The organism is Cryobacterium sp. TMT1-62, from assembly GCF_004403145.1.
In the GTDB taxonomy this organism is placed as follows: domain Bacteria; phylum Actinomycetota; class Actinomycetes; order Actinomycetales; family Microbacteriaceae; genus Cryobacterium; species Cryobacterium sandaracinum.
Genome location: NZ_SOGZ01000015.1, coordinates 58,619 through 71,446 on the forward strand (window position 1 = coordinate 58,619; position 12,828 = coordinate 71,446).

General features: G+C 67.8%; 10 protein-coding genes. 2 read left to right on the plus strand and 8 right to left on the minus strand.

Going from position 1 to position 12,828, the window contains the following annotated elements; genetic code table 11:
- Positions 1-79: 79 nt before the first annotated feature.
- Together E3T34_RS03630 and E3T34_RS03635 are read right to left on the minus strand one after the other, a co-directional pair.
- Positions 80-1,435, minus strand: a complete 1,356-nt coding sequence (locus E3T34_RS03630; protein WP_104101147.1) for a pitrilysin family protein — start codon at positions 1,433-1,435, stop codon at positions 80-82.
- Between the two features lie 73 nt (positions 1,436-1,508).
- A complete protein-coding gene (locus E3T34_RS03635; protein ID WP_134342212.1) occupies positions 1,509-2,576 on the minus strand; it encodes an aldo/keto reductase in 1,068 nt (355 codons plus the stop codon).
- 272 nt (positions 2,577-2,848) lie between these two features.
- Here E3T34_RS03635 and E3T34_RS03640 point away from each other — a divergent pair, with 272 nt between their 5' ends.
- Entirely contained in the window at positions 2,849-4,468 is a 1,620-nt protein-coding gene (locus tag E3T34_RS03640) for a peptide chain release factor 3 (protein ID WP_134342213.1), read from the plus strand.
- 183 nt (positions 4,469-4,651) lie between these two features.
- On the opposite strand, the gene E3T34_RS03645 is transcribed toward E3T34_RS03640, so the two are convergent.
- Entirely contained in the window at positions 4,652-6,694 is a 2,043-nt protein-coding gene (locus tag E3T34_RS03645; protein ID WP_166785827.1) for a transglycosylase domain-containing protein, read from the minus strand.
- Positions 6,695-6,829: 135 nt separating this feature from the next.
- Entirely contained in the window at positions 6,830-8,518 is a 1,689-nt protein-coding gene (locus tag E3T34_RS03650; protein WP_233191417.1) for a ribonuclease J, read from the minus strand.
- A 332-nt stretch (positions 8,519-8,850) separates the two neighbouring features.
- Between E3T34_RS03650 and E3T34_RS03655 the strand changes: the two genes are divergently transcribed.
- Complete coding sequence (locus E3T34_RS03655) at positions 8,851-9,354, plus strand: glutathione peroxidase (protein ID WP_134342215.1); 504 nt, start codon at positions 8,851-8,853, stop codon at positions 9,352-9,354.
- Between the two features lie 272 nt (positions 9,355-9,626).
- On the opposite strand, the gene E3T34_RS03660 is transcribed toward E3T34_RS03655, so the two are convergent.
- From E3T34_RS03660 to E3T34_RS03675, 4 genes are all read right to left on the minus strand, one after another.
- On the minus strand, positions 9,627-10,490 hold the full coding sequence (locus tag E3T34_RS03660; protein WP_104101138.1) for a CoA ester lyase: 864 nt from the start codon (positions 10,488-10,490) through the stop codon (positions 9,627-9,629).
- A complete protein-coding gene (locus E3T34_RS03665) occupies positions 10,487-10,972 on the minus strand; it encodes a MaoC family dehydratase (protein ID WP_104170131.1) in 486 nt (161 codons plus the stop codon). Before E3T34_RS03665 ends, E3T34_RS03660 begins: the two co-directional genes overlap by 4 nt.
- Positions 10,973-10,983: 11 nt before the next feature.
- Positions 10,984-12,150 carry an acyl-CoA dehydrogenase family protein gene (locus E3T34_RS03670; protein ID WP_134342216.1) on the minus strand — a complete coding sequence of 389 codons (1,167 nt, stop codon included), beginning with the start codon at positions 12,148-12,150 and terminating at the stop codon, positions 10,984-10,986.
- Positions 12,147-12,828 (minus strand): acetyl-CoA carboxylase biotin carboxyl carrier protein subunit (locus E3T34_RS03675; RefSeq protein ID WP_134342217.1); only part of this gene is annotated, 682 nt, incomplete at its 5' end. The genes E3T34_RS03670 and E3T34_RS03675, both read right to left, overlap by 4 nt.

Below are 12,828 nucleotides of genomic sequence, written 5' to 3' on the forward strand. Positions count from 1 at the left end.
CTGGGCATTCAGTATCTGGGCACTGAGTTTTTGGGCTCCGAGTTTTTGGGTACCGAGTTTCTGGGCTCGACAGTTCTGCTCAGGAGGGCACGAAGGTCGGCAGGATCGCGGCGAAGACGTCGTCGTCGAGCGCGCCGACCGCGGAGATGGAGAGCGAGCCGGCGGCCAGTTCGGCGGCGAGGTTCTGAACGTCGTCGGCCGTGACGCGCGCGAGCCGGCGGAGGGCCTCGTCGAGGTCGATGAACTCGCCGAGGGTGATCTCGGCGCGGCCCAGCCGGGACATCCGGGTATCGGAGTCTTCAAGGGCGAGAGCGGATGCGCCGGACAACTGACCCGCGGCCCGCTTCATCTCGTCGGCCGTGACGCCGTTGTCGGCGAGTCGGTGCAGCTCGCCCAGCATCAGCTCGGCCACCTGGCCGGACTTCGCCGGGGTGCAGCCCGCGTACATGCCGAACAGTCCCGCATCCGAGTAGCCGGGCGCGAAGGAGTAGACCGAGTAGGCCAGACCGCGCTTCTCGCGGATCTCCTGGAACAGGCGCGAGGACATGCCCCCGCCGAAGATCGAGGTGAGCACGCTCATGGTGACGCGCCGCTCGTCGGTGGCCAGGAGGCCGGGGAAGCCCATCAGGATGTTCGCCTGTTCGAGCGGGCGGCGCACGATGGTGACCGGATCACCCTGACTGAGGGCGGCGGGGGCTCCGGACCGGCGGCCGACCGGGGGCGCGAAAACACTGAGGTCCCAGCCGGCGAGGGCGAGGGACCGGGTGACTGCTGCGACCAGCACGTCGTGGTCGACCGCGCCGGCCACGGTGACGACCAAGTCTTGTGGGCGGTAGTTCGCCCGGTAGTGCTCTAGAACGGCGGCATGGGTGGCCGCACGGATCGTGTCGGGACTGCCGCCGATCGGGCGCCCGAGCGCGTGATCTCCCATGACCGCCTCGAAAAAGCGCTCATTGGCGACGTCGGCCGGGTCGTCGTCGGCCATGGCCAGCTCTTCGAGGATGACGCCCCGCTCGTTCTCAAACTCAACCGGGTCGAGCAGCGACGACGTGAGCATGTCGGTGAGCACCTCGACCGCCATCGGCAGGTCTTGGTCTTGCACCTTGGCGTAATAGCAGGTGTATTCCTTGGCCGTCATCGCGTTGTGCTCACCGCCGACCGAGTCGAAGGCGATCGCGATGTCGAGGGCGGTGCGCTTGGCGGTGCCCTTGAACAGAAGGTGTTCCAGAAAGTGGGTAGACCCGAAGTGGCCGGGCTCCTCGTCGCGGGAGCCGACCGCGACCCAGTAGCCGATGGTCAGGCTGCGGCTGCCGGGAACGTGTTCCGACACGATGCGCACACCGCTCGGCAGCACGCTGCGGCGCACCAGGGAATCACCTGCCGCGCGAAACGAGAGTTCGGGCAGATCCAGAGAGAATTCGACGGCACCGTTCATGACTAGACCACCTTACGTCACGGCGCCGACGCGGCCCGGGTGCCGGCACCGGTGTTCGGCCGGCACCGGTGCGTCAGGCCGAGATCCGGTCGAGGTCCACCATGTCGCTGCGGGTCAGACGGATGCCGGCCGCCGTCACGAGGGCGTCGACCTGTTCGGGCTGGCTGGCACTGGCCACCGGCGCCACGACCGGCCCCCGTGCGAGCAGCCACGCGATCGCGATCGCCGCCGGCGGCGCCTCGTGCTCCTCGGCGATGCGGTCCAGCACCGCGAGCACGCGGAATCCGCTGCGGTTGCGGTATCGGGCGCCGCGGGAGCTGCGAGTGGTCTTCTCCAGATCGGTCTTCGACCGGTACCGGCCGGCCAGAAATCCGTGGGCGAGCGCGAAATAGGGGAGCACCGCCATTCCCTGGGCGCGGGTGACGAGGGCGAGAGAGGATTCGAATGCGGTGCGGTGCAGGAGGCTGTACTGCGTTTGCAGGGCAACGAAGCGGGGCAGGCCGTTCGCCGCGAGAACCCGGGCCTCCATCAGGCGTTCGGCGGAGAAGTTGGAGGCGGCGAGGTAGCGCACCTGACCGCGGCGCATGAGCACATCGACGGCGCCGAGGCTCTCCTCCAGCGGCACGGTCGGGTCGTCGAAGTGGAAGTGCAGCAGGTCGATGTAATCCGTCCCCAGCCGGTCGAGGGAGGCGTGCACGGCGCCGATGATGCTGCGGGAGGAGAGCCCGGGGTTGTCGAGGTTCTTGCCGATCTTGGTGGCGATGACGGTGCTGTCGCGCGTTCGGCGCGAGCGCAGCCAGGACCCGATGATCACCTCGCTGCGGCCGGAGGTGTAGCTGTCGGCCGTGTCGAGGAAGTTGCCGGCCAGGTCGCGGTGGCGGTCGAGGATGCGGTGGCTCGTGGCGCCGTCTGCCGTCCACCCGAACACGCTCGTGCCGAGTGCCAGCGGGTGCACGGTGAGGTCGGTGTCGGCAATCGTGCGGCGAAGCGCCAGGGGGGACGCCCCGGTCGCGGGGGCGGCCTGCGGGACGTACAGATCCGGGATCGCGAGCGGGGGCGGGGGCAGAAAAACCGCCTGCGGGGCGGTCGGGCTGGACGTCGAGATCGGAGCCGGGCCCTGTCCGGTCGGATGAGCGGGCATGCTGGTGGTCGTACGGCGGGAACCATGCATGCCCGGACGCGGCATCCGTCGTCTCCCTTCGGTTGAGCCGAGGTTATCCCCGGGGCCGAACGTTGCGAAGGACACGCCTGGACCGTTACCAAACCGTGCGCGCATCGGCCCTGAACCCCGCCGCCGGAAGCGGAGAACCAGTTCCCAGAGTGTGAAGTTAGAATTGGGGGAACCGATTCCTGAGTAGCGGCCGCCCAGGCAACGCCCCCCGCCTGCCCGAATCATCCGCGAAAGAAGGATCCATGACGCAGCTCGCCGGCGTGTCCACGCCCGAGGTACTGAAAGAAGCGCGCAGGCGACGCACGTTCGCCGTGATTTCGCACCCCGACGCGGGGAAGTCGACGCTCACCGAGGCCCTGCTGCTGCACGCGCGGGCCATCACCACGGCCGGCGCCACACACGGCAAGGCCGGCCGACGCGGCACCGTCTCCGACTGGATGGCGATGGAGCAGGCCCGCGGCATCTCCGTGACCAGCGCGGCGATCCAGTTCGAGTACCGCGACACCGTGATCAATCTGGTGGACACCCCCGGGCACGCCGACTTCTCCGAGGACACCTTCCGCGTGCTCTCCGCCGTCGACGCCGCAGTCATGCTCGTCGACGCCAGCAAGGGTCTCGAGGTGCAGACCATGAAGCTCTTCGAGGTGTGCAAGCAGCGCGGCCTACCGGTGATCACGGTCATCAACAAGTGGGACCGTCCCGGTGCCGAGGCGCTGGACCTGATGGACGAGATCCGGGAGCGCACGGGACTCCTACCCACTCCCCTGACCTGGCCCGTCGGGATCGCCGGTGACTTCCGCGGCGTGATCGACCGGTCCTCGCACGAATTCATCCGCTTTCACCGCACCGCCGGCGGAACGAAAGCCGCCGAACCCGAGCGCTTGAGTGTGGCCGTCGCGGCCGCCGAGGAGGGCGCAGCCTGGGTCACCGCCACCGAGGAGTCCGAGCTGCTCGCCGAGGAGAGCCAGGACCACGATGAGGCCCGCTTCCTCGCGAACGAGACCACCCCGGTGCTGTTCGCCGCGGCCGTGCTCAACTTCGGCGTGCAGCACATTCTGGACACCCTCGTGGACTTCGCGCCGGCCGCGGAAGCCCGGGAGGACGCATCCGGTGGCCACCGCCCCGTGGACAGCGCCTTCTCCGGTTTCGTGTTCAAGGTGCAGTCCGGTATGAACGCCTCGCACCGCGACCACGTCGCGTTCGTGCGGGTCTGTTCGGGTCAGTTCCGGCGCGGGATGATCGTGACCCACGCGGCCAGCGGGCGGCCGTTCGCCACCAAGTACGCGCAGCACCTGTTCGGGCGCGAGCGGGAGGTGGCCGACGAGGCCTGGCCCGGCGACATCGTCGGCCTGGTCAATGCCTCCGCCCTACGGGTGGGCGACTCGATCTTCGAGATCGAACCGGTGGAATACCCGCCGCTGCCGATGTTCGCGCCCGAGCACTTCCGGGTGGTGCGGTCGGCGGACTCCAGCAAGCACAAGCAGTTCCGTCGCGGCATAGACCAGCTTGACCACGAGGGTGTCATTCAGGTGCTGCGGTCGGAGCTGCGCGGCGACCAGGCGCCGGTGCTCGGCGCGGTCGGGCCGATGCAGTTTGAGGTTGTGGAGGAACGGATGACCCACGACTTCGGCGCCGCCATTCGCACCGAGGCTCTGCCCTACCAGCTGGCCCGGCGCACCGACCGCGCGAGCGCCGAGATCCTCGGCCACGACCGCCAGGTCGAGGTGCTGATGCGCTCCGACGGCACGCTGCTCGCCCTGTTCAGCACTCCGTGGCGGCTGCGCAACACCGTGCGCGACCACCCCGAGCTGATGCTGGAAGACCTCGCCACGGGCAGCAACGAGGTCCCCGCCGCGTACTAGGCGAGTCGGTCCTGATTCGCAGGCCAGCAGCCCGAACGAATTCGACGGAGATTCTGCCGAAAACCGGCCCAAACCGGCCGGAAAACCGGATTCAGGCCAGAATCTCCGTCGAATTGGTTTGACGCCGCGAGGGCGGCGGCCAGCACGAGGGCAGCGGTCAGGCGGATGCCGTCGGGCATGGGGTCAGCGGGTCAGGTCGCGCGGCGGCTCCGTGAACTCGTCTCCGCCGTACTTTTCGTTGGCGACGCCCATCATCTCGGGCCACATCCGGTGCCGGGCCGTGGCCGCCTGCCCGCTCTCGAAATATGTCTCCCGCTGGTCTTCGCCGACCCCGGACACGTTCATGACGCCCACGATGGTGGCGACCTTCGTGCTCGCACCGGCCATCCAGGTGTCCCCGTTCTCATCGGTGGTGCCGGTCTTGCCGATCATCGGCACCTGCGGGTCGGTGTCGTAGTACGACGGGCTACCCGAGCCTCTGGTCATCACGCGCTCCATCGCGTAGCTCATGGCCGCGGCAACCTCGGGGGTGACGGACTGCGTGCAATTCGACTGCGGGGCGGGAAGTTCGGCTCCGTCGGGGCCGGTGATCCGGTCGATCACGATCGGCGTGCAGGTGACGCCATTGTTGGCGATCCCCGCGTAGGCGGCGGCCATCGTCAGCGGCGCGATCTCGTTGGTGCCCAGCACCGCGGACGCGCCCTGTTCCAGCGCGCCACCATCGGCGCGGTGCACGCCGAAGGCTTCGGCCGTCTTGCGGATGCCGCAAAGGTCGAGTTCCTTGGCCATTCCGATGAAGCCGGTATTGATCGAGTCGATGGTCGATTCCAGGGCGGAATAGGAGGAATCGTCATCCGAGGAGGAGTCGTTGCCGGGCGCAAAGCTCTCGCCGTAGTCCTGGGGACCGTTGCAACTGTCCTCGAAGGTTCCCCACTCGTCGCGTTCCCAGGCGCTGACCGAGTCGGCGAGCGAATTACCCTGAGTGAGCCATTCGGCGAGGGTGAAAACCTTGTAGGTCGACCCGGTCTGGAATCCGTTGGAGCCGCCCTGGTCGAGATCGGTGTTGTAGTTGATGCCGGTGAAGTTCGCTCCGGTGTCGGCCGGGTCCTGGCTATAGTCCTTGTTCTGGGTCATGGCCAGCACCCGCCCTGTACCGACGCCCACGCTCGTGATCACGCCGCCGACATCCCAGTCCTCGAAGGTCTTGGGCACGTTCTCGGCCATGGTGCTCTCTGCCGCGCTCTGCAGGACGGGGTCGAGGGTCGTGTACACGTTGTAGCCGCCGAGCCGGAAGTTGGCCAGGCGGGCATCGGCATCCGCCCCGAAGGCCGGATCGTTCCGGAGGGTCTGGAGCACCAGGTCGCAGAAGTAGGCGCTTCCGCCCGCGGTGCGGCACCCCGTGCTCGGTTCGGTGATGGTCGGTTCGATCGGAGCGCTGATCGCGGCGTCGTGGTCCGCCGTGCTGATCTTCTCGTTCTCCTGCATCTCGTCGAGGATGTAGTCACGGCGTTCTTTGTTGGCCGCGTACCCGTTGGCGGCGCCGTTGGTCGTGCTGTCGGGTTCATCGAGCTGGAACTTGACCGGGTTGTTCACGATCGCAACGAGGCTCGCGGCCTGCGGCAGCGTCAGCGCGGCCGCGGTCGTGTTGAAATAGTAGTTGGCGGCCGCCTCGATGCCGTAGACGGATCCACCGAAGCCGGTGATGTTCAGGTACTGCCGCAGGATGTCGTCCTTGGAGGACTTCTTCTCCAGACCGACGGCGAGGCTCATTTCCTTGAGTTTGCGCCACGGGCTGGTCTCCGTGGCCGCGTCGTAGCAAATCATGCGCTCGGCGTCGTCGGAAAGGGACTCGCACTGCTGCACGAGCACATTTTTCACGTACTGCTGGGTGATCGAGGATCCGCCGCGGACGTCGCCGGTGAACAGCGTGGTGACGGCGCCGGTGAGGCTGCCCCAGATGTTCACGCCGCCGTGCTCGTAGAATCCCGGGTCCTCGCCGGAGGTCGCCGCATCCTTCACGTACTGGCTGATCGCATCCGAACTCACTTCGACCCGGTTCTGGTCATAGAAGGAGGCGAGCAGATAGGGCGAACCGTCACTCGCGGTGGCGTAGATGTTGCTCTTCTGCGACAACCGGCCGATTGACAGGTCGTCGGGCAGATTGACCACGGCCACGATCGCCGTCGTCGCCAGCAGGGCCACGATGACACTGAGCGCGATCAGCACACGCGAACGCCGTCGGGACCGACGGGCGTTCTTCCTACCGGACATTTCAGGGGTCATGAGCGCCGAGTCGTTTCTGGTTGCGAAGGAAGCGGGAGGGCCACCGGGCTGAACGGCCCGGCGACCCGGCGGCTACAATCAGGCGTCGACGACGACCGAGGTGATGACCGGGATGCGGCGGTACTTGCGCTGCATCCAGCGGGTCAGACTCTGCGTGAAGATGTCTTCGAGCTCTGCGCCGTTGACGATCTTGACCTTGTTCGCGGCGCGCAGGGCGTCATCGATGGACTTGGTCGCGCCCTGGATCCACTCGTTGTCCTGCACGAAGCCGCGGGCGATGAACTCGACCGGCTCGGTGAGAAGCCCGGTTCGGGTGTCGAGGATGCCGAGGATCGTGACCGCGCCGTCGTTGGAGAGCTGCACGCGGTCGGCGAGAGCCTCCTCGGAGCCGCCGCCGCCGACCGTCATACCGTGCACGAAGACGAGCTCGGCAGCCACGCGGCCGGTGACTTTCGCGACACCGTCGACGAGGTCGACGACCACGCCGTCTTCGACGACGAGGACCTGGTCCTCGGGGACGCCCGTGCGGATGGCCAGATCGGCATTGGACTTGAGGTGGCGCCATTCGCCGTGGTACGGGATGACGTTCTTGGGTTTGACGATGTTGTAGACATAGACGAGTTCGCCGGCCGACGCATGGCCGGAGACGTGCACCTTGGCATTGCCCTTGTGCACGACGTTGGCACCCCAGCGGGTGAGGCCGTTGATGACCCGGTAAATCGAGTTCTCGTTTCCGGGGATCAGCGAACTGGCCAGCAGAACGGTGTCGCCCTCGCCGATCTTGATGGTGTGCTCGCGGTTGGCCATGCGGGCCAGCGCGGCCATGGGCTCACCCTGCGAACCGGTGCAGATCAGGACGACCTTGTCGTCCTTCATCCGGTCGAAGGCCTTGACGTCAACCAGGAGGCCCTTGGGCACCTGCAGGAAGCCCAGTTTCTCGGCGATGCCCATGTTGCGCACCATCGAGCGGCCGACGAAGGCCACCTTGCGGTTGTGGCGGGCGGCGGCGTCGATGACCTGCTGGATGCGGTGCACGTGACTGGCGAAGCTGGAAACGATGATCCGGCGAGGAGCGGTGCGGAAGACGGCGTCGATGGCCGGGCGGATGTCTTCCTCGGTCACCGTGAACCCGGGAACCTCGGCGTTGGTCGAGTCGGTCAGAAACAGGTCGACGCCCTCTTCTCCGAGCCGGGCGAAGCCGGGGAGGTCGGTAAGGCGGTTGTCGAGGGGGAACTGGTCCATCTTGAAGTCGCCGGTGACGAGCACGAGGCCGGCCTCAGTGCGGATCGCGACGGCGAGTCCGTCGGGGATCGAGTGGTTCACGGCGAGGAACTCGAGGTCGAACGGGCCGGCCTTGCGGCGCTGACCCTCCTTGACCTCGATCAGGCGCGGCGTGATGCGGTGCTCTTCGAGCTTCGCTGTGACGAAGGCCAGGGTCAGCTGTGATCCGATGACGGGGATGTCCTTGCGCTCGCGCAGCAGGTACGGCACGCCGCCGATGTGGTCTTCGTGGCCGTGGGTGAGCACGATGGCCTCGATGTCCTGGAGGCGGTCGCGCAGCGACGAGAAGTCGGGCAGGATCACGTTGATGCCGGGCTGGGTCTCTTCGGGGAAGAGAACGCCGCAGTCCACGATCAGGAGCTTGCCCTTGTGTTCGAAGACCGTCATGTTGCGGCCGATCTCGCCGAGACCGCCGAGCGGGGTGACGCGGAGGCCGCGCCTGGGCAGCTGCGGCGGCGTGGACAGGTCGAGCGGGTGCTTGGTCAAAAAAACTCATTTCTCAGTGTGAAAACGCGCGCGTCGCGGGCGTGTCTCGCGTAGTGGACCGTGGTCGGGTCCTGGTGAACGGATGTTCTGGTGAACAGATCGTGCAAAGTCTGGATTCGGGCGGCCGCGCCCGGGGCGGACGCTAATGTCCGATCGGGTCGGAGTCGAGGCTGAGTCCGAAGGCGGTGGCGTCAGGTCCGTGAAGTCATCGACACGGCAGTCGAGAGGGCACGGATGATGCTCATGACGCCTCATTCTATCGCAGCCGGGTCAGCCCCTTCACCGCTCCCCTGCCCAGCCTTCTCGAAGGCAGCACCGGTAGCGTCAGCCGCATGTCTGCCTCAGAGCTGTATTCGACCCCACTCACCCTCATCGACGGCACGGAAACGACCTTCGGCCAGTTCGGCGGCAAGGCCGTCCTGGTCGTGAACGTCGCCTCGAAATGTGGGTTCACTCCGCAGTACGCCGGTCTCGAAGCGCTCTACCAGAAGTACCAGCACGAGGGACTCGTCGTGCTCGGCCTTCCCTGCAACCAGTTCATGGGACAGGAGCCAGGGGCCGAGGCGGACATCGAGTCGTTCTGCCAGAAGAACTACGGCGTCACCTTCCCGCTGAGCGTGAAGGTCGACGTGCGCGGCAGGCACCAGCACCCGCTCTACGCTCAGCTGACCAAGTTCAAGTCGGGCCTGCTGCCCGGTCTGATCAAGTGGAACTTCGAGAAGTTCTTGGTGAGTCCCGAGGGTGAGATCGTCAACCGCTTCGCGTCGACGGTCGAGCCGGAGTCCGACGAGATCGTGCAGGCGATCGAGAAGACCCTCGCGGCCAACGCCGCCTAAGAGCCCACCGAGCCGGTTGACGCCCCTGGCTCCCCCGGGGTGGATGGGCCCCGGCCGAGCCCGCGCGTGCGGTCAACTCAGGACATCCGTCGCCCTCGTGAACCTGCCGCCCCGGACCAGTGCGGAACCGGCGCGGATGCCCGGCGTGGCCAGACGTATCTCCTGACTAAGCCACAAGGCGCCGCGGATATGCCGCAGGGCTTACGCGGTTCGGGCAATCAGCGGTCGCCCCGCGCTGCGCCGTGAACGAATTCGACGCCGAACAAAGGCAGCTAGTGGTCCACCGAGTCGGCCGGAGCCGATCCCGTCGGAAATCCCGGTTCCGGCGGGACGGTCGCCGCCCGCCGCAGCACCGCCTCGGCGTGGCGCAGCAGGGGTGCGTCGATCATGCGCCCCTGGTAGGCGAACACGCCCCCCTCTCCCGCGGCCGCCTCCAGGATTTGCCACGCCGCCGTGACCTCGGCAGGCGTGGGCCGGTAGGCGGCCCGGATGACGGGCACCTGGCTGGGGTGGATGCAGGCGGTGGCGCGAAATCCGCTCGCGACCGCATCCACCACCTCGGCCTGCAGACCCTCGAGGTCGGGGATGGCCAGGAACACGCCGTCCACGGCCGCCTTGTCGTTGGCCCCGGCCGCCAGGAGCACAGCGGACCGAGCATGGCGGGCGATGGCGCGGTAGCTGCCGTCGGGGAACCGGCTCGAGCTGCCGCCGAGCGAGGCCACCAGGTCGTCGGCACCCCACATCAGCGCCACCACATTGGGCTCGGCCGCAATCGAGGGGGCGGCGAGCACCCCCGCGGCGGTCTCGCAGAGTGCGATCACCTCGAACCGGGCGAGAGCGGCGAGGTGGGCGGCGCTCACGGTCTTCGGCAGCATCACGTAGCGGTACAGGGTGTCGTCGAGGGCGGCGAGGTCAAGCTGGAAGTCGGGCGTGTCGGCCGGGTTGACGCGCACGACAGTGCGTTCGGGGTCGAGCGGATGGCTGACCAGCAGGCCGCGAGCGCGTGCCCGGTTGCCGGGCAGGAGCGCATCCTCCAGGTCGAGGATCACGGCATCCGCCCGCTCCGCCGCCTTGCGATACCGGTCGGGGCGGTCGGCCGGGCAGAACAGCAGCGCGGGTCCAAGGTCGAAGCTCATTGGACGGCCGCCCGGCACCAGACCAGCACCGTGCGCTCGGCCGTGGCCACCACGTCGCCCTCCTGGTTACGACCGGTGTGCCGAAGCGTGACCAGCCCCTGGCCCGGCCGGGACGCCGACAGCCGGCGGGCGGTGACGATCGTGTCGGAGTAGAGGGTGTCGCCGTGGAAAAGCGGATGCGGGAACGTCACCTCCCCGAAGCCGAGGTTCGCCACGATCGTGCCCTGCGTCAGCTGCGCGACCGAACTGCCCACCAGCGTCGCCAACGTGAACATCGAGTTGACCAGGCGCTGCCCGAACGGCTGGGTGGCCGCCCACGCCGCGTCGAGGTGCAGTGCCTGCGAGTTCATGGTCAGCGTGCTGAAGAGCACGTTGTCGGCCTCGGTCACCGTGCGACCGGGGCTGTGCCGGTAGCGGGCCTCGAGGTCGAATTCCTCGTAATACAGCCCGCGCTGCTCGATCGTGCGTCGTTCGTCGTTCATTTTCCTCCCGCCTAACCGGTGAACCCAAGCGCCCGCGAGATGACCATCAGCTGAACCTCGGTAGTGCCTTCACCGAGCTCGAGCACCTTCGAGTCGCGGTAATGCCTCGCCACCGGGTTCTCGTTCAGGAACCCGTAGCCGCCAAAGATCTGGGTCGCGTCGCGGGCGTTGTCCATGGCGGCTTCGCTTCCCACCATTTTGGCAATCGAGGCCTCCATTTTGAAGGGGTGTCCATGCACCATTTTCATGGCCGCGTCGTAGTAGGCGAGGCGGGCCGTGTACACGCGAGCCTGCATCCGTGCGATCTTGAACGCGATGTGCTGGTTGGAGCCGATCGACCGGCCGAACACATTGCGGGTGTTGGCGTAACGGATGGACTCCTCGAGGCAGCCCTGCGCCGCACCCGTGCACAGCGCGGCGAAGGCGATGCGCCCCTCGTCGAGGGTCTGCACGAAGTTGGCGAAGCCGCGGCCGCGTTCGCCGAGCAGGTTGGCCTCGGGCACGCGCACGTTCTCGAAGAGCAGCGGATGCGTGTCGGAGGTGTGCCAGCCCACCTTGTCATAAGCCGGCAGCGCCGTGAACCCCGGGGTCGGGGTGGGCACGAGGATGGCCGTGAGCTCCTTCTTCACCGAGCCGTCGGGGCGCTCGGACTCGCCGGTGACGGCTGTCACGGTGACCAGCCGGGTGATCTCGGAACCGGAGTTGGTGATGAACTGCTTCGTGCCGTTGATCACCCATTCACTGCCGGAAAGCTCGGCCGTGGTCTTCGTGCCGGCGGCGTCGGAGCCGGCATCCGCCTCGGTCAACCCGAACGCGGCGAGCGCACGCCCGCTGGTCAGCAGCGGCACCCACTCCTGCTTCTGCGCCTCGGTTCCGCGCCGGTAGACGGGCATGATGCCGAGCCCCACGCCGGCCTCGAGGGTGACGGCGATGGACTGGTCGATCCGGGCAAGCTGCTCGACCGCGAGGCAGAGCGCGAAGTAGTCCTGGCCCTGGCCGCCGTACTCCTTCGGGAATGGCAGGCCGAACAGGCCCAACTCCCCCATCTGGGCGATGATGTCATAGGGCAGGCTGCGCTTGGTGTCGTACTCGTAGGCGGCCGGCGCTACGACCATGTCGGCGAAGTCGCGCACGGTGTCGCTGAGCTGCTGCTGCTGCTCGGTCAGTTCCTGTTTCACGTTGGGTCTCCCTTGACTGGCGTGGCTGGTGGTGTGGCTTCCGTCCCGGTGGTCACGGCGGTGGCGGCGACTGTGGCGACGATCTGGTCGAGGCGCACGAGGTCACCCGGGCGCACGCCGATGGTGAGCCGGCCATCCGTTTCGGCCAGCAGATGGTGCTCCATTTTCATGGCCTCCACGGTGAGGATGCGCTGGCCGGCGACGATCAGGTCGCCCGTGGCGAGGTGCACGGCAACCACGGTCCCGGGCATCGGCGAGCGCACCTCCGGCCGGGCCGCCCCGGCCTCTCCCCCGGCCCGGTCGAGGCCGGTGAGGCGGTCGACGAGCTGCTCGGCCCGGGAGCGGTGCACCAGCTCGGTGCCAAAACCGCTCTGGCCGAGCCAGAGGCGCGGGCCGTCGGACACGAGCTGCAGCACCTCAAGGCGGCCGCCCAGTTCACAGGCGAAGGTGTCGGCGTGGCCGGTGACGGGCGCGAGTCGGCCGGGAACGGGCATCCGTTCGTCGACGGCCACGGTCAGGCCGTCCGGGCCGGTCAGCACGGCAACGTCGACGGTTTCGGTGGCGCTGACCCGCAGGCTGTAGTGCACCGGCCGGGCCGGACCGAGCCGCCAGCCGCTCGGCTGTGCCCACAGGCCGGCGGCGGCGCTCGTCGTGCCGGTGCCCGCGGCGTCGGCGCCC

Bases quoted from the DNA above. Each gene is read 5' to 3' on its own strand.
- E3T34_RS03655 (WP_134342215.1), top strand. From the start codon at position 8,851: ATGTCTGCCTCAGAGCTGTATTCGACCCCACTCACCCTCATCGACGGC.
- E3T34_RS03660 (WP_104101138.1), bottom strand. From the start codon at position 10,490: ATGAGCTTCGACCTTGGACCCGCGCTGCTGTTCTGCCCGGCCGACCGC.
- E3T34_RS03640 (WP_134342213.1), top strand. From the start codon at position 2,849: ATGACGCAGCTCGCCGGCGTGTCCACGCCCGAGGTACTGAAAGAAGCG.
- E3T34_RS03635 (WP_134342212.1), bottom strand. From the start codon at position 2,576: ATGCCCGCTCATCCGACCGGACAGGGCCCGGCTCCGATCTCGACGTCC.
- E3T34_RS03630 (WP_104101147.1), bottom strand. From the start codon at position 1,435: ATGAACGGTGCCGTCGAATTCTCTCTGGATCTGCCCGAACTCTCGTTT.
- E3T34_RS03665 (WP_104170131.1), bottom strand. From the start codon at position 10,972: ATGAACGACGAACGACGCACGATCGAGCAGCGCGGGCTGTATTACGAG.